This window comes from Mycolicibacterium gilvum (assembly GCF_900454025.1).
GTDB lineage: Bacteria > Actinomycetota > Actinomycetes > Mycobacteriales > Mycobacteriaceae > Mycobacterium > Mycobacterium gilvum.
In genome coordinates this window covers 3,742,362-3,764,743 of the sequence record NZ_UGQM01000001.1, presented here as the reverse complement: position 1 = coordinate 3,764,743, position 22,382 = coordinate 3,742,362, and the positions used below count along the sequence as shown (strand labels likewise).

The window sequence follows — 22,382 nt, the reverse complement described above, 5'->3', positions numbered from 1 at the left end:
CGCCGCGCCGCTACATCTTCGTTAGTGATCCGATGAAGATTCGATGAAGAAGTCGGCGACGACTGGTTAGGGCACGTCGCGGAGAGCTCGCGCCGTCGCGCCGGTGACGAAAGGCCCTAGATACTCATACCCCGCAGGGGTATATACTGGACGGCGGTGCTCACGGAAGCGCCTCGAAGAAAGGGTGGAGACAATGGCTGTCACCATGTTCAAGGTCCAGGGCATGACGTGCGGGCACTGCGTGTCAACGGTGAAGGCTGCGGTGAGTTCGGTGCCCGGAGCGCAGGACGTGGAGGTCGACCTGGCGATGGGCACCGTGACCGTCAGCGGCACGGCATCGGAACAGGCTGTGGCCCAAGCAATCTCAACAGCCGGCTATGACGTGGTCGTGCCGAATTCGGAGCTGGTTGGCGCGACGTCGCTGCCGCTGGCTGGCGGTGGTTGCGGCTGCGGCTGCGGTTAAGTCACGACGCCGCCGACCTGGTGCCGGAGTTAACTTCTCGGCGGTGTGATCGTCAAACCTGACGCGAGCCCGAACGCGCAGGGATCATCCGCGATGTTCGAGGAAAGGGCATTCTGAACATGACGACCCACGTCACGTCAGCCGAGAACCGCCAGCACGATGTAGAACTGGTGATCGGCGGGATGACCTGCGCCTCGTGTGCTGCGCGGATTGAGAAGAAGCTCAACCGGATGGACGGTGTCAGCGCCACAGTCAACTTCGCCACCGAGACAGCGAAGGCCTCCTTCGCCGACACGGTGGAACTCGAGGACATCGTCGCGGCCGTCGAGGCGACCGGCTACACCGCTACCCTTGCCCGCCCGCAGCAAGCAGCACCCGCCGAGGTAACGTCCGTGGAGCCTGACGAGGCGGGCGCCTGGCGGCAGCGACTTCTCGTATCCTCGGTGCTCACGGTGCCCGTGGTAGCGCTCTCAATGATCCCGGCGCTGCAATTCGACAACTGGCAATGGTTGACGCTGACTTTGGCCTCACCTGTAGTGGTCTGGGGCGCCTTGCCATTTCACCGCGCCGCGTGGACCAACCTGCGCCACGGCGCCGCCACGATGGACACACTGATCTCTGTCGGTGTTGTCGCCGCCTATCTGTGGTCACTGTGGGCGCTATTCTTCACCCACGCTGGCATGACTGGCATGAAGATGACGTTCGACCTGCTGACGACGGGCGAGGCCGAACCCCACATCTATCTCGAAGTCGCGTCGGCAGTCACCACTTTCATCCTCGCCGGCCGGTATTTCGAAGCCCGTGCCAAGCGACAATCCGGTGCAGCGCTGCGCGCTCTGCTCGGCCTCGGTGTCAAAGACGTCGCGGTGCTGCGCGGCGGATCGAGCGAAACCCGCATCCCCATCAGCGAACTCGCCGTCGGAGACCAGTTCGTCATACGGCCCGGTGAAAAGATCGCGACTGACGGCGTTGTCGTCGCCGGTACCTCAGCGGTTGACGCCTCCATGCTTACCGGGGAACCCGTGCCCGTCGAGGTCGAACCAGGCGACAACGTCATCGGCGCGACCGTCAACGCCGGCGGGCGCCTCGTCGTGCGCGCGACCCGTGTTGGTGCCGACACCCAACTGGCGCAGATGGCGCGGCTGGTAAGTGACGCCCAGAACGGCAAGGCGCAGGTGCAGCGCCTCGCCGACCGGGTCTCGGCGGTGTTCGTGCCCATCGTGATTGGGCTTGCGCTTATCACCTTGGCCGGCTGGCTGCTGACGGGGAACTCGGTGACCGCCGCCTTCACCGCAGCCGTCGCGGTGTTGATCATCGCGTGCCCATGCGCGCTGGGGCTGGCTACACCGACGGCGTTGCTCGTCGGCACCGGACGCGGAGCCCAACTCGGGATTTTGATCAAGGGCCCGCAGATCCTCGAATCAACTCGCCGAGTCGACTCGATCGTTCTGGACAAGACCGGCACCGTCACGACCGGTCGGATGGCCGTCGCCTCGGTGCACTCGCCCGAAGGTGAGTCCGATGTGCAGGCACTGCGGCTGGCCGGCGCTATCGAGCATGCATCCGAACACCCGATCGGCCAAGCCATCGCCGCACACGCCGCTGCACTGGGAGAGCTGCCCTCTGTTGATAATTTTGAAAACCACGGCGGCCAAGGCGTTTCAGGTGCCGTAGACGGCCACGCCGTCCTAGCTGGGCGATATAGCTGGCTGCGCGACCAGTGGGCGCTCAGCGCGCCCGAACCGCTACAGCGGGCCGCCGACGAGGCGGAGACACTGGGCCGCACTCCCGTCTGGATCGCCTGGGACGGGCGGATCCGGGCGGTGATCGTCGTCTCCGACTCCGTGAAGGCCACCTCGGCGGCGGCGATCAGTGAATTACGCGGCCTCGGTCTGCGCCCGGTGCTCCTCACCGGCGACAACTACCGAGCCGCCCGCAGCGTGGCCGACGAGGTTGGCATCGATGAGGTCGTCGCCGAGGTCCTGCCCGCCGAGAAGGTGGACGTCATCAAGAAATTGCAGCGCGAGGGCCGAGTTGTGGCGATGGTCGGCGACGGCGTCAACGATGCCGCCGCGCTGGCGCAAGCCGACCTCGGTTTGGCCATGGGTACCGGCACCGACGTCGCGATCGAAGCCTCCGACCTCACCCTGGTGCGCGGTGATTTGCGCGCCGCCCCGGACGCGATCCGGCTAGCCCGCGCCACGTTGCGCACCATTAAAGGAAACCTGTTTTGGGCATTCGCCTACAACGTGGCGGCACTGCCGCTGGCGGCCGCCGGGTTGCTCAACCCGTTGATCGCCGGCGCCGCGATGGCCTTCAGCTCGGTATTCGTCGTGAGCAACAGCTTGCGACTCCGCCGATTCACACCTACTCGATAACCAAGGCGGCGCTGAGACTTCGCGACCGTGAGGAGTACCGCTGCGTCGGTGACGGCCTCAAGTCGCTGTCGGACTGGTGGCAGCTCCAGCAGATCGCCGGTGATGGCCTCCCGCTGCGTGTCATGGCTTGCTAAGCGCCCGCGGCCGTGAAGGACGTAGTGGGTGGCCTCTCCGCAGTTCTCGTGGTCCGCTGACGCTTGCCCTCCGAGCCGGACGAGACGGACTGCCGAAAAGCACTGTGTTCGTGACATGTCTCGGCGCTGGGGCCGCTCGGTTCGTTGGCCGCGTGATCCAGGAGATGGCGGTCGCGCTGAGCGATTGGCTTTCACCGCAGGTGGCTGCCTGATCTCTCGGTAGTCCGCACGTAGGTCAGCAGATCGGCTGAGCCCGCGGGAGTGCCGAAGCTTTCACCGGCTTCGGTTCGGTGCGTCGGCCTCCAGCGTCTGGGACACGCGTTGAGTGTCTGCCGCGGTCCAGCCTGGCGGCGCGGCAACCGCGGCCAGCGCGTAGGGAATCAGGTCGTCGTAGTTGTGCCCATATCCGGGCGGTTGGGACTGTGCACGGGTGAGATCGGCGGTCACCTGCCAGAACGTCACGATGGGGTACCACCGCATCGCGCCGATCCGGTCATCGCCGGGCGCTTCGGCCAACCAGTCCGGCCGCGACCACAGCAGCTCGGGGCTCCACCACACGATGGGGTCGGATGCGTGCTGCAGGTACAACACTCGTGGTTGAAGCCATGGTTCGGTGATCGCGTGCGGCGAGTTGGTGCCCAGCACAGCAAGATTGTTCCTGTTTGACGCGAACCTGACGACTAATCCTCCAGCGTAGGTGGGCAGCACCTCCGTAGTGCCGGGGTCGCGTCGGTCCTCAACGTCGCGCCAGAGGCGGTTGGAGTTCGGTGGACCCACAAACAGGGCTCCGTCAACCGATCGGCGCAGATCGCTCAGATCGCCGTAGGCGGCCTCCGCGGACTGAGATCCGAGGCTTTCGCCGTAGACGACCAGCCGGGGACGTCTGTCCTCGGGCATCTCCGACCACCGCTGGTGAATGGCAGTGATAAGCGCGTCGCCTACTGCCGTCGCGGCGGAGCGGTCGACGAGGAAGGAGATCCAGCTGGGCAGAAATGAATACTGCATCGCCGCGATGGCCGAATCTCCGTTGTACATCAGCTCGATGGACTCGGCGGCGACAGGATTGATCCAGCCTGTTCCGGTGGCACCCGCCACGACGAGGATCCGCCGATCCCAGGCTCTGGTGCGGTCAAGCTCGTCGAGGATCAGCCTCACCCGGGCCGCGGTGTCCGGCGCGGACTCCAAGCCGGCGTAGACCCGGACCGGCACCTGCGCGCGGCCCCCGTTGATTTTGGCGAGTTCCGCGGGTCCCACGCCGCCGGCGACGAAGGACCGGCCCTGCAGACCCAGCGTCTCCCATCTCGACGCGGATTCCGGGCTCCCGGAACGTTCGGCTTCGAACGGTTGTACAACGCCGGGCTGCGTGCCGTTGTTCTGCGCGCCGAAGACGCGGCGGGCGGCTTCGGAACTGCCGGTCAAAATGACTTCGTTGACGACCGCCGCGACGGCGACGGCCACCACGACCGGCGCGGACGCATGCGCCACAGCGGGTGGCACACGGAGCCGTTCGCTGAGCAGCCGCGCAATCCAACGCGCCGCCCGCCGCAGCCCGCGGGAGAGCCCAGGTACGGTGACGAAGATCGCGACGCTGACAACTCCGGTGCGCAGATACGCCACGGTGACCATCGGCGGCATCCCCATGAGTGTGTCGATATCTCGCTGCCAGTTCCCGGCGACGAGCAATGTGGCGACCACCGTCGACAACGCCAGCACGATGCCGATGGTGTCAGCCACAACCTGGAACCTGCGTTGTTGCGTGCACCAGAACACCAGTGGCTCAACCCACCGGCGTAGCGGGAAGGCGAGCAGCAGGCCGGCACCGTAGCCGCTCACGCTCGTGACGCCGCTGATAATGCCCTGGAACAACCAATCCCTCGGCAGCAGCGACGGACTCAGACTCCACGCGAAGAAAAATAATGCGAACACCAAGCCGAACAAATCCAACCCGACGACCGTGATAGAGCCCCGTTCGTTGGCTGATTCCTCCGACTGCACCGGAGTGGGACACGGGGAAGCGCTCACCCGCCGACCCTAACCGGTGGGCGGCCGCGATGGGCCAATCCGAAAACCCGATAGCCAAACGCCATACAGGCACTGACGAGCGGGTACCGTCACCGCGGCCGCATGCAGGTTTTCCCGGCCATCCCATCGCCATGACTACGACCACCAAGTTTTGGATGGTCAGCTTCACCGATGGACGGCAGTGTTCTTCACCTGTTTGGGGTTGCCGGGTTTCACGATGCTGATCGCGAGTGTTGGTCGTGGGTTACATGCTGAAGGGCACCGATCATGGATATTGCGACGCCGATCCCGATCAGCGCGAAGGTTAAAACGATGTGGCATCAGCGTGATTGCCCCCTTCGCAATGACCAGGTGCAATGCGGCGTATCTCCGGGCGGCGCACCGGATGGCCGTACCGATGAGGAACGCTGTGGCGAATGCGGAAATGGTGGCGGCAGGCGGCGAAGATCGGCAGATGGACGCCGACGTTGTCCCCGGTGCGAGGTCACCCGCAATCTGCCAAAATCCGGATCCCTGACGCGGCGGGGTGTGTCAGTGCGGCGCTCTCGCCCGGGAATGCACGCAGAAGAGTTGGTTCCCAACGCTATTGGGCACCAGTGCGAGTAGGGGAGTGGCACGGTGGGCAGCAGCGTCGAGCCTATGGGCGCACCGCGGCGTCTCCTCGGGAGGCAAAAGGTTAGGAGCGTTGGTCAGCTGCGCATCACTCTGGCGATCTCTTCGTCTACGTCATAGATTGGTGTGGGCCAAGCAAGTTCCATCCCCTCGAGCGCATCGATCAGCAGTTCGGCGACGGCGAGGCGGCTGTACCATTTGTGGTCACATGGCACGACATGCCAGGGTGCGACGTCGGTGGACGTTCTATCCAAAATCGCCTGATAGGCCTCCTGGTAGTGGGGCCACAGCAAGCGCTCCTCGACGTCTTTGCGGTCGTATTTCCAATTCTTTTCTGGGTCACGCAATCTGGCCAACAACCGATTCTTTTGCTCGGCCAGTGAGACGAACATCGCTACCTTCACGATCACCGTTCCTTGATTTGCCAGCTGGCGTTCGAAATCGTTGATCTCCCCGTAGCGCGTCTCCCATACTGCTTCGGGAACGAGGCGATGCACCCGCGCGACGAGGACATCCTCGTAATGAGAGCGATCGAACACGCCGATGTGCCCGAGTCGCGGTAGTGCTTTGTAGGTACGCCACAAAAAATGATGCTGACGTTCCTCGGCCGTCGGGACGCCGAAGGGGGCGTGGTCGATGCCTTCCGGATTGACCAGCCCGAGCACGTGGCGAATGATGCCGCCCTTTCCTGCGGTATCCATACCTTGCAGCACGAGAAGCACAGAACGTCCCTGGCCCGACACGGCGTTTGCGTAGAGCATCTCTTGAAGTTCGTTCAGGTAGCGGCCTCGCGTCTCCAACAGCGACGCGGCTTCTGATTTTCCACCCGAGAAGCCGGGGGTCGACGCCGCGTCCAGATCGGCCAGACAGGTGCCGCCTGATCCCGCCCGCAGCGAACGGGACGGCGATGTGGCCCACCCGGGCGGGGCCTTCTTGTGTGTCATAACGCCCTCCATCTTCCTCTCCCGCTTCACCCTTCGTCATCGCCCACCGAAACAGGCGGTCGTCGGCTGGTTGAGACGGCGGCGGGGCTCGGGATGGTCGCCTCGGCCATCGGGTCAGTGGCCCCCGCGATGGGTTCACGGGAGCCACACGCACAGGGGGCCGTGTGTGAAGGCGTGCACGGTGGCCCGGGGCGCCTCGACGTCGGCTTCGGTGCGAGTTGCTTTATCAAATCTTCGTCAAAGGAATAAGAAGAGCGGTATCCGGGGAGACAAAGCTGGTACTCAGGCTGCGCCTGGCAGAACACGTACCGCACTGGAGGGGAGTGCCATGACAGAAAATGCGACCCTCAACGTCAGTGCTCTGCACTGGGCGGCATCTCCGTGGATCGACGAGTCACGCTGCAGCATGTTAAAGGCGTTGTAGCCGTGACTGCCTACGCCGCCAACCACACTGCCAGCATCACCTACGAGCCCACCGAAACCCCGGTCGCGCAGCCACGTCCATGGGTGCGCGACTATGAATCCCATTGTGCAGGCCGCGTCGTGCCCGACCCTGCCTGCGATTCTCCGGCCGGAGCCAGCGCCGAGCTTGCCGAGTTACACCTTGATGCCAACCGCGAGGAAAATCAGCCGCCACTAGCAGAGGGGCCATTTCTACGCGAGATGATGGGTCATCGCGGGCTCGCGGTGGCGACGGGCACCGCAATCATCGCCGGCGCAGAACTTCTCGCCGCGCGCGGTCCGCTGCTCGACAGCGCGGCCACGATGGAAACCTCGATTTCGTCCATCACCGCGATGTCGACGCATTCCGGCGCGTTGACCGAGCGGCAGCCTACGGTTACTGACTTTGTGGTCGGCATGGGCGGAGACGAGCTTGTCGGCAGGGTGTCGGCGATCGAATCCGCATCGGAGCATCCGGCCGCGGCTGCGACCGTTGACGATGTTGCGGCTAGCAGCCAAAAACGGTTTCGGTTCAGCGATTTGCGCAGCGGTCGGGGCCGTACCGGGACGCTGTCCCGCGTTGACGGGGGGCAGCGGTGAACGTCGACTTCGACTTCGTCGAAAACGCTCTAAGGAAAGCGACGTTCGGCACGCTGTCGACACTGACCGAACTGGGCGCACCGCATGCGACCGGTGTGGTGTTCGCGGTTTCGTCACCGGGTGAGCCGTTGGCCCTGTTTGTCACGACGCGGACGTCCACCCGTAAGGTGCAGAATCTTCGTGCACATTCCGATGTGGCCTTCGTTGCACCTGTCCCGCATCGCTTCGTCCCTATGTTCCCGCCGCGCGTGATCCAGTTCATGGGTACCGCGACAGTAGTTTCCGATGATGATGAGCAAGCCAATCGGGCATTCGCGGGGTCGTGGTTCCTGCGCCGAATACTCGCCACGGAGCGACGCATCGTGAGCGAGGGCGGCGACCTGTGTTTCATTCGTATCCGTCCCGAACGTACCTTGTTCACGTATGCCATGGGCATGTCCCTTCTGGACATCCTGCGGCGGCCGCGCGGAGCGATCGGTCGGGTGAAGATCCCCGAGGCACGGCAATGAGTCCAGGCCGACCACCGTGTGCTCGGCAGGCTGCAGCCGGAACGAGCACACCACATGACACGCATCCTGTATCGGATGCGCCGACAGCGAAAGGGAATCCAATGAAGATGAGCAATAGGCTGGCCGCAGGGGTGGCGGTGACCGCGGCGCTGCTCGCGCTGACCGCGTGTAGCAACTCGACGAGTAATGAAGGCGGCCAATCGAACACCGCCACGTCGACCTCCGCATCCCCGTCAGCGGCTGAGCCGCACAACCAGGTCGACGTCATGTTCGCGCAACACATGATTCCGCACCACCAGCAAGCCATCGAAATGAGCGACATCATCATCGCCAAGGCGGGGATCGACGGCCGTGTCGTGGATATGGCGAACCAGATTAAGGCGGCGCAGGGCCCCGAGATCGAAGAAATGCGATCGTGGCTAAGCGAGTGGGGTCAGCCGGAAGCAATGCCGATGATGCCCGGCATGGAAACGCCCAGACAGAGCGCAACCCCGAGTCGAACGTCGGACCCACATCACACCGGCACGTCGACGCCCCCCGAGACGACAAGCGCAATGCCAGGTTCGAGTGCCATGCCAGGCATGCCCAACAGCATGATGCCGAGCGGAACCATGATGCCGGGGATGCCCGGCATGGACGGAATGATGGGAATGATGTCGCCGCAAGACATGGCAGCGCTTCAAAACGCTCAGGGAGTCGAAGCCGCCAAGCTGTTCCTGACACAGATGATCCAACATCACCAAGGCGCTATCACGATGGCGCAGCACGTGATAGAGGGCGGCCAGTATCCGCCGATGAAGGAACTCGGTCGCTCCATCGTGACGTCCCAACAGCAAGAGATCGCCACCATGCAGACCATTCTGGGCTCGTTGTAGGTGCTCGGCGTCATGCTGCTGGGCACCGATCGGGGTGTATAGCTTTCGACTCCGGGCAGCCGCAAGACGCGCGACGTCAATTTCCCTCTGGGTCAGTGCCTTCCGGCCATAACGGAACGTCCAAATGTAGGGCGCGGCAGTCAGATATTCTACGACGGAGAAGGATTCGCCTTGATGTACTGGTACGACGACAACATGGGTTGGTGGGGCTATACCGTGATGGGGATCGGGATGGTGCTGTTTTGGGCGTTGCTGATCGTGGGCATTTTTGCGCTCATCAAATCCAGCACCGGTGCCGGCACCTCACGGGTCCCTTCACCGCCCTCGCCCGCGCAGGTGCTGGCCGACCGCTTCGCACGCGGCGACATCGACGAAGCCGAGTACCGCAATCGGTTGGCCGTATTACGGGATCACCGGGATCGCTGACCCCGTGCCTCGGGTGTGCCGTTTGCCCGATGTTGCAGCGCCCCGACGATCGTCGCCGAGTTGGCAGTGGTGCTGACCGATCCTCACGACTGCGTCAGGACAACCACGACAGAGCTGCAGAGCCGATGGCGACTACCCACGGCAGCAACGCTGCTAGGAGCACCCACCGAAAGGCTGAGTGCAACTGGAAGTTCACCACCACCATCGCGCCAACGGACGACGCGCCGGCTAGTGCAAGAACCACAACAGTCGACGGGTTGTTGTCACCTAGCGCGCTTACCGCCACGTAGATGGTCAAGATTCCCGTACTCACCATGTGGCCGCCGAGCACGATGAACACGAGATGCAGCCACTTCCGCAGACGCGGTATCGCGGCTTCGACCTCGCCGTCGCTGCGGCGTAGGTAGCGCAGATCCTCCGGAAGGAGCGCCGGCCGAGCGATCACGAAGTAGCCGCCGACCCCGGCCACGATGGCGCCTCCGGCAACGAATAGCCATGCTGTAGCGCTCATATGGCCTTCTTGCTCCCGCGGGCCAAGACAGCCGCCGCCACAACCGTCAGACCAGCCAGCCACGCGAAGGCGCTGATCAGTGGCAAGGTCTCATCGAAGCGCGCCGTGAGGCTCGCATCGAACAGCACCCTGGTCACCCCGTACCCGGGCAGCATCTGCGCCCACTCCTGAGGTATGGGGCGCAGCATGGGGCTCTGGATGATGCCCAGATCGAGAAAGGGGATCAAGAATGCCACGAACACCCCGGCGACCTTGCCCAGCAGTGGGCCGATAACAACACCGATCAACGCGTAGGTGAGGGCGATGAGCAGATTCGCTCCGACATAGGCAGGCCACTGCCTGGCGTCGAAGACCGTCGCCGTAATCGCCATCGTGGCCGCAGTAATAGCGACGGTAGCCACGGCGACCACCCCTAGACGGGCGGCTATCACGACCGCGATGCGGTACCCGGACAGGCGTAAGCGCCCGTCCCCGCTGGCGGCGTCGACGACGACGAACATCCCCACGAGTGCAGCCAATGCCCCGACACCGATGGGAGCCATGGCTCCGGCGTGGACGTCGGGAAACCAGAACGGCACCTTTGAGGTCGTGCCGCTCTCGGTGACGGACACGATGAGGAATCGTCCTGGGGTGGTGACTTTGGCCAGCAGCACGAACGCGGCGGGAACGATCACCAGCAGTGCTAGCAGTACGGTATTGCGCCGTAGGTCGACCACACCGAATCGCAGTGCGGTGGCCAGTTGACCGGGGGTGCGCCGACCTCGTCGCGCGGTCCGGGAACGGGTCGCGACGACCACCCCGGCAATAATCAGGGCGCCAACCATCCACACCGAGGCGAGACCCAGGTCGCCTAGCTTCCCGGCATGGCGTGAAGGCGTGTCCACCATCCACAGCGTGACGAAATGGGTTGGGAACCATCGGGTCGCGACAAAGTCGCCACCGCTGCCTGCTGGTCCGACGAAGACGTCGATCATCCAGATCAACAGTATGACCACTGCACCGTTGACCGGATTGGCGACCGCCGCCCCGACGAGCGCGCCGATCGCGAGGTAGATGACCGCAAACATCAGCGTGCCGAGAATCACCTGCAGTGGATGCTCGACACCGACCCGCACGGCCAACGCCGCCAGCGCCACTGCTGAGACGAGACAGGCCATGAGCAGACCGGTGCCCGCCCGAGCGGCGAGAAGCCGCGCAGCCGGCAGGCCCGCCAACAGCAACCGCCTGTCAGCCATTCGAGCCGAACGGATCTGAAAGTACATCGCCAGCCCCGAGAGGAACCCAGCAGCCCAACCCGCTGTGGCGGTTTGGGTTGCCATTCCGGGTCGGCCCCGCAACAGTTCCATTGCGTCGGCGATCGAGCCGGCCGCGACCAGCACGAACACCAGCGGCACCACGACGAGCATCATGAGGTTGACCGGATTGCGTACGTAGTCGGTGATGAAACTGCGGGTCAGCAACAGTGTGGGGCGCCATTGTTCATGGGCTGCCGTGGTCATCGCGACGACTCAGAATTGTCGCAAAGGCGCCCGTCGCAGAGCCTGAGGATGCGATCGAAGCGCTGTTCGTCGGTGACGAAGTGGCTGATGATCAGCACTGACCGTCCGTCGTCGCGGCGGCGAGCCACCAGGTCCCAGAACCTCAGATAGGTGTCCCAGTCGAAACCGGCGTAGGGCTCATCGAGCAGCAGTACGGGCGGATCGGCCAGCATGGCCAGAGTGAGGTTGAGCTTGGCTAGCGTGCCGCCCGATAGGCGATCCGCACGGGTATCGGCATAGCGTTCGAATCCTAACGCCTCGTAGAGGTCTCGGCGTGCGCGTCGCTCGGCCTCATGGGTCATGCGATAGGCGCGGGCGAACAGCTCGATGTGCTCATCGCACGTCAGGCGTTCATAGACAACCGGTTGCTGCGGACAATAGCCGAGCACACCGGAACGGGTGACGGTACCGGCATCCGCACTTAATTCGCCGACCAAGATCTTCATAATGGTTGACTTGCCGGAGCCGTTTTCGCCAACAAGGCCGACAACCTCACCCGCCTTCAGGCTGAGGTCGACGCCGTACAGCACCGTCTGGCGCGGGGACATCGGCAAAATTCCCCGGCGGAAAGACTTCTCGATGCCCTCAGCGATCAGCACCGAACCTGAGCCCGCCTCGGCCGACGGCCCACGTGTAACGGCTGTCGTGCGCGTCGGACGGCTCATGGCTGGCCCCTCCTACCCTCACCCAGAAGCGCTGTCTGATCGTCTGCCAGTACGACCCGCGCTGGCGCTTGTCGTTTCTTCTGCTGGACTTTCGATGCTCTAGACCCTGGTTCTATGTTGGCGAATCGTGACGACGTTGGGAATGAAAGCCGGTGTCCCTCTGGCATATTCGTCCCAAAGATGGCCGAAGCGGCGGGCCACATCTCGCTCTTCCGTGCGAGCGAGCCGCGCATAAACATAGGCCAGCACCGGGAACATGATCAGGGTTGGGATCGTGGGCCACTGCAATAAGAACCCGATCATCACCAACAGGAAACCGTCGTATTGCGGGTGGCGTACCACGGCGTAGGGTCCAGTGGTGGCCAAGCGGCCGGTTTGTGCGGCTTCGTGCAGATGCCGCCAGCCCGCGGCGATGACCCAAAAGCCTCCACCAATGGCCAGGTAGCTCGCCAGGTGGAAGGGGCTCAGATGCGGATCGCCCGTCCATCCGATGAGATCGTTCCACACATGCCCGCCAGCGTGCGTGTTGCGCAACAACGGAAACCGCGTTCCCAACCAGCTTCCAAGGAGATACACGGTCAACGGGATGCCATACATTTCGGTGAACAGCGCCACCAAGAATGCTGTATATGCGCCCATCGCCCGCCAGTCTCGGTTGGGCCTTGCCCCCATGTAGTGGACACGGGATTTGTGGTTATGCGGCTTCGGGCAGCGTAGCCGGTGTCAGGTTCCTTTCGTAGGTCGCGGGGCTGGAATGACGGCAGTAGGAGTGCCGTCGTGTGGTGTTGTAGCGGGCCAGCCACCGAAAGACCTCACGGCGGCAGATCGCCGCGTCCGGCCAGCAGTTACGGTCTTGCAGAATCTCGCGCTTGAGGGCGGCGTTGAACGATTCGGCCAACGCGTTATCGGCACTTTGACCGGCTAATCCGGGCTCATGGACTCGCGGTGTTGGGCGGAATGGTTCATCGTCGGGGTGGTTTGGTGAGCTTGCGGATTTGTTCTTCGTGGCGTTTGACTCCTGCGGCGAGTGCTTCGACGGCGGTGCGCAGGTGTGCGACTTCGGTGGCCAGGCCGGTCAGGGTGCGGGCGTCGGTTTGTCGGGTGCGGTGTTCGTCGACGATGGCGCGGAGCTGGTGGTCGCGGTAGAGCGTCGCGCGGCTGATCTGGGCGTGTTCGGCCACGGTGGTGAAGGTGATGGGTTGGCCTGAGGTGGCGAGTTCGGCGCAGACGCGCTCGACTCGGAGCAGGGCGGGTTCATTCATGCGGATGCCGATCCGGTGATGAGTGCGTCGAGTCGGGAGACGAGGTTGTGGTGGCGCTCTGCTTCGTCGATCCATCCTCGTTTTTCTGCGTCTGCTGCCAGATCTTGGGCGTCGATGCGTTGGGCGGCGAGGACGGCCAGGTGGGTGGAGTCGGTGTGAAAGCTTGGGCAGTGTTCGCAGATGTTGGCGTAGGGGCAGGATCCTTGCGCGGGTGCGCGTAGGCAGTATCCGCCGGCGAGGCGGGATTTGATGGCCGGTGTGTCCTTCCATCCGGTGCCGGTGATGTCGGTGATGGGCAGCCCGACTGCGGTTTTCGGCAGCGCTCCGATATGGCTCTTCGCCAGATCCAGGGCGCGTTCGTATTCGGTGCGTACGGTGTGGTCGAAGAGGTGGGCGTAGCGCAGGCTCATCTGGGTGGAGACGTGGCCGAGTAATGCCATGAGTGCTTGCAGGGAGACTCCGGCGTTGATCAGCGCGGTGGCGTAGGTGTGTCGCAGTTGGTGCGGTGTGATGTGTCCCAGGCTGGCGGCCTGTGCTGCCCGGTTCAATTCTTCACGTACTGCGTTCTGGGAGAGTCGTTTTCCGTGGTGGGTGAACAGGAAGTCGGCTGGGGCTCCGGTGCGGGGGTGGATCATCGGTCGGCCCGATGAGCGGGTTGTGGTGATCCGGTCCACGAGGGTGAGGACCTCGTCGTCGACGGGGATCATGCGTTCGGAGTTGAGCTTGCCGAGGGGAACTTTGAGCCAGGATCCTTGGCCGGGGATCTCGTGGATGCAGTCGAGTTCGAGGTCGAGCAGTTCACCGATGCGCAGTCCGCATGCTCGCTGCACCAGCAGTGCGTCAGCGGCCAGTCGGTAGGGTGATTTTGCCAGTGCGGCAGTGAGTTTGCGGTCGGAGTCGACGGGCAGGTATCGGGGCAGGCAGCGGGGTGGCCGTGGCAGGTCGGTGCGGAAGATCAGGCGCCGCGGTGGCGCGTCGTCCCATCCCCATTCGGTGATCTCGGCTAGGAAGTTTCCCACCGCGTGGATGCGTCTGATCCGGTCTGCGACGGTGATCGGCTCACCGGTGACGCTGTTGGTGGCTGTGGTCAGCGAGGTGATGAACGGTTCGATGTGCCTGCGGCGGTCCAGTTGGTTCAGGGAGGTCAAGCTGGGGTCGGCGGCGGCGAGGTACCGGCCGAAATGGGCCAATCGGGTGGCCAGGGAACTGACCGTTTTGGGCACGCAGGTGGCGTATTTGCGGTTCAGGTAGGCCACGAACGCCGGTCGCAGCGCGACAGGAACGTCGACCATCCGCTGCTCGAGGGTCAACGCAGTGACCGCCGGCCGTGCCTGTGTATCAAGAATGCCGAGGTGGAACAGAATCTGGCGGGCACTGTGGGTGGTGCTGCGATAGTGCTTGGCGCCGCGTCCGGTACGTTCTTGGCGAACATGGCAGGCGTGCAGCAACTCCTGCAGGTCGCTTTCCCGCAGGCCGGTCAAGGGGCGGCCGGTCTGGATCAGCAGCCGGGCGATGATCTGCGAGCCGATGGCCGAGGCGACCCGTTCGGTGAAACCCAGTTCCAGTGCTGCGCTGATGAACTGATCGAGGTCGGGTTGCAGGCAACTGTCGGTCAGCTCATGCCACAGACTCGACAGCTTGCGGTGAACGAGGTAGTCGTAGCCCGGTTGCAACCGTCGGCTGACCATCAAGAAGGTGACGAATGGGCGTGTCGAGCAGTTCGCCGCCAGCTGCTCATCGAGTGGGATGTCGGCCCATGACTGGACTCGGGGCCAGCGCCGCAGGAACGATCGGGCGGCCTGGGCGTAGGCGGTGTTGCCGCGGTCCCGGCGTTGTAGGTGCACCAGGTAGGCGGCGTAGATCTGCGCCGGTGTTTCAGGTGTGGGAGCGTAATCGTGTTCGGGCAGCATCGTATTCCGCCTTGACATGGGTGGGTGCCAGATGGATGTAGCGGGCTGTGGTGTCGATGTGGGCGTGTCCGAGCAGTGCCTGCATCACCGCTAGATCCACACCGGCCTCGGCCATCGCGGTGCCGAAGGTATGACGTAACGCATGCGGGTGACCGGCGAGCACTCCGGACTTGATCCGGTGATACCGGAAGATGGTGCGCAGTCCGGCCGCGGTCAACGGCTGACCCCGGTGGGGGCCTTTGGCGACCAGGAAAAGGCGGTTGCTGTCCGATTCGGGTCGCTCGACGAGAAGATACGTTTGGATCAGCCCTGCGACCTCCACATCGAGGGGCACGCGGCGTTCCTTGGCGCCTTTGCCCATCACCTTCACCCAGCGGGCTCCGATATCGACGTCAGTCACGTCGAGGGTGAGCAGTTCCCCGGATCTCAACCCGGACAACAACATCAGCCCGGCCAGCGCTCGGTCACGCCAGGTTCGCAGGCTCGATAACAGCTCGGCGGTCTCGCGGCGATTCAAAGCCCGCGGAAGCCGCCGCGGTTCACGCAGGCGCAGCGCCGATCGGCGTTTCGGCCTCACCAGATGTCCGAGCAGGCCGTTGCGTTCCTCGGCGCTGACCCGCCGCGCTTCGCGGCCGCTGGGGATTGGGGTACGCAGTCCGGGGTCACGCAGCTCCCGGAAGGTGAACAGCCCCGTCAACGCGGCAAGCCGGTGATTGATGGTGGTCGACGAGTAACGGTCGAGACGCGTGCCGGTCATCGACACCACGTTGGTGGGGCGTCCCGCGATCGGAGTCTGCCTGCAGTGCCGCATGAAGTCGAGCACGGTCTCGGTGGTCACTGAACTCAACTCGACGTCGACGCTGCCGAGCCACCGGCAGAATGCCAACAGGTCATAGCCGTAGGCCCGCAGCGTGCGAGGAGAGTAATTCCGGTCGGCCAGATACCTGAGGTATTCGTTGACCAACGCATACTTCCCGCAACCCGGACCGGACAACACCCAGGCGACATCGGTGCCTGCTTGCAGACGCAGCTGATGCTGAATCGTCATAAGACAAGTGCAACCCCGCCGGCCCCCACCGGTCAAGCATTTTCCTTGCTGGCGTGTCGTTTACATGCCAGTACCGTCCCCGATTAGCCGGTCAACAGGCATGACCCCACCGCACCCATCGACTGGACGACCCCCAGATCGCGGCAGAGATTCGCGAAATCCCGTGAGGTGTACTGACTTCCATTATCTGCATGGAATATTGCACCAGCCAGTGAACCCCGCAGTGCAGCAGCGGCTTTGAGCGCATCGATGACCAGTTCGGTGCGCATGTGATCGGCGATCGCCCACCCGGCGACCCGCCGTGAACAGCAGTCGATCACGGTGGCCAGGTACAGGTTGGCGCCGGTCGCCAATGGCAAGTAGGTGATGTCGCCGACGTAACGGGTGTTGACCTGCGCGGCGGTGAAATCCCGTTTGAGCAGGTCGGGGACCTTCTGGTTCGCCGGGTCCGCCACGGTCGTCTTGACCCGACGTCGGCGTCGATAACCGGCGATCCCGGCGCCGCGCATCACCCGAGCCACCCGCTTGTGGTTGACCCGCTGCCCCTCGGGCGCACCGTCGTTGAGCTCGGCGGTGATCCGCGGCGCCCCGTAGGTGTTGTCCTCGTCGTGGACGGCGCGGATACGCTCGGCCAGCGCCTCGTCAGCAGCCCGACGGGCCGCTCGTCCGTCAGCACCGGCCAACCACGCGTAGAACGACGAACGCGCAACCTCGACGACTGCGCAGAGCCACTTCACCTCGAAGGCGTGCAGGTGGTCGGCGACAAACTGAAAGCGGCTCACCAGTTCGTCTCCCCGGCGAAATATTTGGCCGCCGACCGCAAGATGTCACGCTCGGTGGACAACCGCGCCTCGGTGGCGCGTAACGCCTTGACCTCACTGCGGAGGCGGGCCAGCTCCTGCTCAGGGCTCTCGGCCCCTGGCACAGGCTCGGCCACTACGACACCGCGGCGGTGCCGAATCGGCACCCCGGCCGACTTGCACCACGCCGAGAGCGTGGCCTCGCTGACACCGAGCTCGGCAGCGATCTGGGCGATCGTCGCGCCCTCGGTGTCCCGGTAGAGCGCGACCGCGTCACGCTTGAACTCATCGGGGTAATTTTTCCTTGCCATCGGGTTGGATCATCTCGCTTCCCCCAGCACATTCCTGGGATTGAGCGTGTCCAACACACGGGGTCAAGTCCCGTTTGAGCGAGGATGAAAGAAACTCAGGCCGAAAACGACGAACAGAAGCGTATTCACGATCACCAAAGGCCATAAGCCGTAGGCGGCATCTGCCATCACTGCACCATCCCAACGATCGACGGGAGGGTTGCGTCCACCAAGGTGGTGTACGAGTCGGACCTGATCAGCGGTACCGGCGTGTCGTAGCCGAATGATTGAAGGTCATCGCGTGATTCTTCGAGAGACCGACCAAAGTTTCTCGAGCAAAGGAACCGACGCGATGACCACTGCCCACAATATCGACCTGCCCACCGTGCTGGCCGAACGACTCACCACCGCCCATCCCGACGTGCTGCGCGAGCTGCTCGCCACATTCATCCACACCCTGATGGGCGCTGAGGCCGACGCCCTGTGCGGCGCCGGATACGGCGAACGCAGCACCGAGCGCACCAACTCCCGCAACGGCTACCGGCACCGCCAATTCGACACCCGCGCAGGCTCATTGGATCTCGCGATCCCGAAGCTGCGCCACGGCTCCTACTTCCCGGACTGGCTGCTGGAACGCCGCAAACGCGCCGAACGGGCTCTGACCACGGTAGTCGCGACCTGCTACCTGCTGGGGGTCTCGACGCGGCGGATGGACAAGCTGGTGGAGACCCTGGGGATCACGTCGCTGTCGAAGTCCCAGGTCAGCGTGATGGCTAAGGAACTCGACGCCGCCGTCGAAGCCTTCCGCACCCGGCCCTTGGACGCCGGCCCGTACACGTTCGTGGCCGCCGACGCCCTGGTGCTCAAGGTCCGCGAGGGCGGGCGGGTGGTCAACGTGCACGCCCTGATCGCGGTCGGGGTCAACGCCGAGGGCCATCGCGAAATCCTGGGTATTGACGTCAGTACCGCCGAGGACGGAGCGGGCTGGTTGACGTTCTGGCGGTCGCTGACCGCCCGCGGCCTGTCCGGGGTCAAATTGGTCACCAGCGACGCCCATGCCGGGCTGGTAGCGGCCATTGGGGCGACGCTGCCCGGGGCGGCCTGGCAGCGGTGCAGAACGCATTACACGACCAACCTGATGGCCGTCACTCCCAAGTCGTCGTGGCCGTGGGTCCGGACATTGTTGCATTCGGTGTTCGATCAACCAGACGCTGAATCGGTTGCTGCGCAATATGATCGGATCATCGAGGCCCTCGCGGACAAGCTCCCCAAGGTCGCCGACCACCTGGAAGAAGCCCGGGCGGACCTGCTGGCGTTCACTGCGTTTCCCAAGCAGATCTGGCGCCAGATCTGGAGCAACAACCCCCAGGAACGCCTCAACAAGGAGATCCGCCGACGCACCGACGTCGTCGGCATCTTCCCCGACCGAAACGCTCTGATCCGCCTCGTCGGCGCCGTCCTGGCCGAACAACACGACGAATGGGCAGAATCGCGGCGCTACCTCGGCCTCGACGTCCTCAGCAAATCACGCACCGTCAACGACACACCGACAGAACAGGAGGCCACCCCAGCGGCACTGACCGCCTGACCCAACTACCTCGAAGAATCACACGACGACGTCGTACACCACGTCCCTGGACTTGACCGACGGGAGTGGCTACGACCGGCCAGCTGAGTCGCGCTGGTCGCCGGTCCCGGTGGTGCCGTGGCCATGGTTGTTGTGGCCTCCGCCCATTCCGCCCATCATGAGCATCATCATCACAGGGCAGGCAAGCACGACCAGCAACAGCAGAACCGTCGATGCCGGCACACCAACGGCTACTGCAGCGATTGCGGCCGCGACGAGGGCTCCCCCGTACCAGGGTATGTATTTACGCTTCATCGAAGTCTCCTTCCATCACGAGGACAAACTCAATGGTGAGCCACGTACGGGACGAAACCAACGGAATTACGTAGTTGATACGGAGGTTCTTTAGCCACATATGCAAATGACCAAAGGCCCTACACAGAGGATCCCCGGCGGCGGGTGCGCGGATCACATTGCCCCCCCCAGGCAAGGGCGATGATTGCTGCCCCTCTGCTGTGGAGAGCCCCGCGATTCGTCGTGGGCCGGCCCAGCCGCTGAAATGCGACGCCACTTGCGGCGGCGGCTTGATCGACAGCAGCTTGCGGTGGCGGCTTTTCACCCGTAGCGGACGAGGTTGCCGTCACTCAACCGATCTGGCCCCTGCAAAGTCGATGGTGTGCCCATCAGCTCCTGCGATCATATCGAGGCTCTGGTTTCCACCTTCTACTGGAATCAGGCGAGCCGCGTCAGCGTGAGGGTGTGTGTAAGCGGTTTGGATCACACATCATTCGTCGTGATCATGATCGGCGTGGGTGTCGTGTAACGGCATCGCTGGGGCTGGCGGAGATTGGGTAGGTGCCGGCGCTGGAGGTGTCCCAATCGACTCGGTGGGTGGTGAATTGGTTGGCTCTTCGTGGCGGTGATGATCTTCTACCTGCTCGATGCTTTGCCCGTGGTGATCGGGTTCTGCGTCGGTGGGCCCGTGATGGCTGTGGGCTCCCTCAGCGGTCGTCCCGTGGTGACCACCATCAGCGCCTGCTGGGGCATGATGGCCGTGCCGCAGGCCTGAAGCAGCGCCCACCGTGGACGCCAGCGCCACGACACCGACTGCGCCCATGAGCACTAATGTGCTGCCGAACACCGGTACCGGCTCTCCTTGCAGGCCGCGGTACCACACCCAGCCGGCGCCCATCACGACATAGATCTGAAGCAGCAGTGCACAAAGGTCCGCGGCTTGGACCACTTCGGCTTGCCCGGCGTGCGGACCGTACGGGGCTCCTGCGGTCCTGGACACGGCCCACAGAGCAATGGCTCCAAGGTTGAGCATGATGCCGGCAGCTAGCACAGGAGTCGTGGTTCGTGTGAGAACCAGCCGCGCCCACAGCAGTTGGAAGGCTGCGATCGATGTGAAGAACACGCCAGCGGGCATCCACTCCTGCCAGTGGGTGGGTACGACGGCGAAGTGGATGACCGCGGCGCCCAGCGAGGCGAGCGCGGCTAGTCGAGCTGCCAACCGGCTGTCGGTTTTCTTCGCTGTCCTAGGCGCCACCGATAAAGGATGACAGCGCCATCCGCGACAGCGGTTGTATGACACCACATCTCAACCCGACCGAGATTCATTCGTCATCAACTACTGTCTTCCTACGTAGATGACGTCGATGCAACCCTTAGTCCGCCAGCTCGCTCTGAGGTTGAGCGCATGTAGCGGTGTCGTGTGTCGTTGCTGGCTGTTGGGGACCGTCCGCGGTTGCGTCCACCAAGGTGGTGTACGAGTCGGACCTGATCAGCGTACCGGCGTGTCGTAGCCGAATGATTGGGGGTCATCGCGTGATTCTTCGAGGGACCGTCCAAAGTCACTCGAGCAAAGAAGGAACACACGCGATGACCGCTGCCCACAATATCGACTTGCCCACGGTGCTGGCCGAACGACTCACCACCTGCCACCCCGACGTGCTGCGCGAGCTGCTCGCCACCGTCATCCACACCCTGATGGGTGCCGAAGCCGATGCCCTGTGCGGCGCCGGATACGGCGAGCGCAGCACTGAGCGCACCAACTCCCGCAACGGCTACCGGCACCGCCAATTCGACACCCGCGCAGGGTCGTTGGATCTCGCGATCCCGAAGCTGCGCCACGGATCGTACTTCCCGGACTGGCGGCTGGAACGACGCAAACGGGCCGAGCGGGCCCTGACGACGGTGGTGGCCACCTGCTACCTGCTCGGGGTATCGACCCGGCGGATGGACAAACTGGTCGAGACCCTGGGCATCACGAGCCTGTCGAAGTCGCAGGTGTCGGTGATGGCCAAGGAACTCGACGCCGCCGTGGAGGCGTTCCGCACCCGGCCGCTCGATGCCGGTCCGTACACGTTCGTCGCTGCCGACGCCCTGGTGCTCAAGGTCCGCGAGCAGGGCCGGGTGGTCAACGTGCATGCGTTGATCGCGGTCGGAGTCAACGTCGAGGGCTACCGCGAAATCCTGGGCGTTGACGTCAGCACCGCCGAAGACGGAGCCGGCTGGCTCACGTTCTGGCGGTCGCTGACCGCGCGCGGGCTGTCCGGGGTCAAACTGGTCACCAGCGACGCCCACGCCGGGTTGGTGGCCGCGATCGGCGCGGGACGCTGCCCGGGGCGGCCTGGCAGCGCTGCAGAACGCACTACACGACCAACCTGATGGCCATCACGCCCAAGAGTTCGTGGCCGTGGGTACGTACCCTGCTGCATTCGGTGTTCGATCAACCCGACGCTGAATCCGTTGCCGCACAATATGATCGGATTATCGACGCACTGGCCGACAAACTCCCCAAGGTCGCCGACCACCTCGAAGCAGCCAGACCGGATCTGCTGGCGTTCACCGCATTCCCCAAACAGATCTGGCGCCAGATCTGGTCCAACAACCCTCAGGAACGGCTCAACAAGGAGATCCGCCGACGCACCGACGTCGTCGGCATCTCAACGCCCTCACCGCCTCGTCGGGGCCGTCCTGGCCGAACAACACGACGAATGGGCCGAATCCCGGCGCTACCCCGGCCTCGACGTCCTGAGCAAATCACGCGCCGACCAGAACACCCCGACCGAACAGGAGGACACCCCCGCAGCCCTGACCGCCTGAACCATCAACTCGAAGACTCACACGACGACCTCGTACACCACATCCCTGGACTTGACCGGTGCGCCACTTAGGCTCACTGACACCTTGACCTGCATTACAAGAATCCTGTAACAGGATTCTTGTTACAAGTATTCAGTAACAAGAATCATGTAATCCCTGGTCGCGGTGTGCGTACCTTTCCTTCACCTTCACCTTCACCTTCACCTTCACCTGCACCGAGTTCGGGTCCGCACACCCTAGCCCGGATTTTTCGTGGAATGTTGACTGTGGGGGTGTGTA

The 22,382-nt window shown here is 63.8% G+C and carries 18 protein-coding genes and 3 pseudogenes; 8 read left to right on the top strand and 13 right to left on the bottom strand.

The genetic code is table 11. From position 1 onward, the window contains the following. Positions 1–193: 193 nt before the first annotated feature. The gene (locus DYE23_RS17605) at positions 194–463 is read left to right on the top strand and encodes a heavy-metal-associated domain-containing protein (protein WP_115327775.1); all 270 of its coding nucleotides are present in this window, start codon (positions 194–196) and stop codon (positions 461–463) included. Between the two features lie 119 nt (positions 464–582). Further along, on the top strand, positions 583–2,841 hold the full coding sequence (locus DYE23_RS17600; RefSeq protein WP_115327774.1) for a heavy metal translocating P-type ATPase: 2,259 nt from the start codon (positions 583–585) through the stop codon (positions 2,839–2,841). Between the two features lie 407 nt (positions 2,842–3,248). Here the strand turns inward: DYE23_RS17600 and DYE23_RS17590 are convergent, their stop codons facing one another. Together DYE23_RS17590 and DYE23_RS17585 are read right to left on the bottom strand one after the other, a co-directional pair. Further along, positions 3,249–4,901, bottom strand: coding sequence for an alpha/beta hydrolase (locus tag DYE23_RS17590; protein ID WP_235660593.1), 1,653 nt, complete (start codon positions 4,899–4,901; stop codon positions 3,249–3,251). 785 nt (positions 4,902–5,686) lie between these two features. Beyond that, positions 5,687–6,553, bottom strand: coding sequence for a polyphosphate kinase 2 family protein (locus DYE23_RS17585; protein WP_115327772.1), 867 nt, complete (start codon positions 6,551–6,553; stop codon positions 5,687–5,689). A gap of 426 nt (positions 6,554–6,979) precedes the next feature. Between DYE23_RS17585 and DYE23_RS30645 the strand changes: the two genes are divergently transcribed. The 4 genes from DYE23_RS30645 to DYE23_RS17565 all read left to right on the top strand — a co-directional run bounded on the left by DYE23_RS30645 (position 6,980) and on the right by DYE23_RS17565 (position 9,404). Next, positions 6,980–7,594, top strand: a complete 615-nt coding sequence (locus DYE23_RS30645; RefSeq protein WP_147292292.1) for a hypothetical protein — start codon at positions 6,980–6,982, stop codon at positions 7,592–7,594. Then, entirely contained in the window at positions 7,591–8,103 is a 513-nt protein-coding gene (locus DYE23_RS17575; RefSeq protein ID WP_115327770.1) for a pyridoxamine 5'-phosphate oxidase family protein, read from the top strand. The genes DYE23_RS30645 and DYE23_RS17575 overlap by 4 nt, the downstream gene beginning before the upstream one ends. Before the next feature lie 101 nt (positions 8,104–8,204). Continuing rightward, complete coding sequence (locus DYE23_RS17570; RefSeq protein ID WP_115327769.1) at positions 8,205–8,978, top strand: DUF305 domain-containing protein; 774 nt, start codon at positions 8,205–8,207, stop codon at positions 8,976–8,978. 171 nt (positions 8,979–9,149) lie between these two features. After that, positions 9,150–9,404: an SHOCT domain-containing protein gene (locus DYE23_RS17565; RefSeq protein ID WP_172527801.1), complete on the top strand. Its 255-nt coding sequence runs from the start codon at positions 9,150–9,152 to the stop codon at positions 9,402–9,404. Positions 9,405–9,498: 94 nt separating this feature from the next. Here the strand turns inward: DYE23_RS17565 and DYE23_RS17560 are convergent, their stop codons facing one another. From DYE23_RS17560 to DYE23_RS31470, 9 genes and pseudogenes are all read right to left on the bottom strand, one after another. Continuing rightward, entirely contained in the window at positions 9,499–9,915 is a 417-nt protein-coding gene (locus tag DYE23_RS17560; protein ID WP_115327767.1) for a hypothetical protein, read from the bottom strand. Beyond that, positions 9,912–11,414, bottom strand: a complete 1,503-nt coding sequence (locus DYE23_RS17555; protein WP_115327766.1) for an ABC transporter permease — start codon at positions 11,412–11,414, stop codon at positions 9,912–9,914. The genes DYE23_RS17560 and DYE23_RS17555 overlap by 4 nt, the downstream gene beginning before the upstream one ends. Next, positions 11,411–12,118 carry an ATP-binding cassette domain-containing protein gene (locus tag DYE23_RS17550; RefSeq protein ID WP_115327765.1) on the bottom strand — a complete coding sequence of 236 codons (708 nt, stop codon included), beginning with the start codon at positions 12,116–12,118 and terminating at the stop codon, positions 11,411–11,413. Before DYE23_RS17550 ends, DYE23_RS17555 begins: the two co-directional genes overlap by 4 nt. A 99-nt stretch (positions 12,119–12,217) precedes the next feature. Beyond that, positions 12,218–12,733 (bottom strand): methyltransferase family protein, encoded by a 516-nt coding sequence (locus tag DYE23_RS17545; protein WP_235660441.1) that lies wholly within the window; start codon positions 12,731–12,733, stop codon positions 12,218–12,220. A gap of 79 nt (positions 12,734–12,812) precedes the next feature. Beyond that, positions 12,813–13,046: pseudogene (locus DYE23_RS17540) on the bottom strand (integrase core domain-containing protein); the annotation flags it as partial. A gap of 34 nt (positions 13,047–13,080) precedes the next feature. After that, positions 13,081–13,380, bottom strand: coding sequence for a DUF6262 family protein (locus DYE23_RS17535; RefSeq protein ID WP_115326493.1), 300 nt, complete (start codon positions 13,378–13,380; stop codon positions 13,081–13,083). Next, positions 13,377–15,308: a tyrosine-type recombinase/integrase gene (locus DYE23_RS17530; protein WP_235660318.1), complete on the bottom strand. Its 1,932-nt coding sequence runs from the start codon at positions 15,306–15,308 to the stop codon at positions 13,377–13,379. The genes DYE23_RS17535 and DYE23_RS17530 overlap by 4 nt, the downstream gene beginning before the upstream one ends. Continuing rightward, on the bottom strand, positions 15,256–16,338 hold the full coding sequence (locus tag DYE23_RS17525; RefSeq protein WP_011895481.1) for a tyrosine-type recombinase/integrase: 1,083 nt from the start codon (positions 16,336–16,338) through the stop codon (positions 15,256–15,258). The genes DYE23_RS17530 and DYE23_RS17525 overlap by 53 nt, the downstream gene beginning before the upstream one ends. Positions 16,339–16,439: 101 nt before the next feature. Further along, positions 16,440–17,449: pseudogene (locus DYE23_RS31470) on the bottom strand (IS3 family transposase); the annotation flags it as partial. Between the two features lie 331 nt (positions 17,450–17,780). Between DYE23_RS31470 and DYE23_RS17510 the strand changes: the two are divergent. Continuing rightward, complete coding sequence (locus DYE23_RS17510; protein ID WP_070356446.1) at positions 17,781–19,016, top strand: IS256 family transposase; 1,236 nt, start codon at positions 17,781–17,783, stop codon at positions 19,014–19,016. Positions 19,017–19,085: 69 nt separating this feature from the next. Here DYE23_RS17510 and DYE23_RS17505 read toward each other — a convergent pair whose 3' ends face one another. Beyond that, complete coding sequence (locus DYE23_RS17505; RefSeq protein ID WP_115327762.1) at positions 19,086–19,310, bottom strand: DUF2933 domain-containing protein; 225 nt, start codon at positions 19,308–19,310, stop codon at positions 19,086–19,088. A gap of 469 nt (positions 19,311–19,779) precedes the next feature. Further along, positions 19,780–20,592, bottom strand: a complete 813-nt coding sequence (locus DYE23_RS31465) for a hypothetical protein (protein WP_115327761.1) — start codon at positions 20,590–20,592, stop codon at positions 19,780–19,782. Between the two features lie 284 nt (positions 20,593–20,876). Between DYE23_RS31465 and DYE23_RS17495 the strand changes: the two are divergent. Further along, positions 20,877–22,103, top strand: a pseudogene (locus tag DYE23_RS17495) (IS256 family transposase). Positions 22,104–22,382 lie beyond the last annotated feature (279 nt).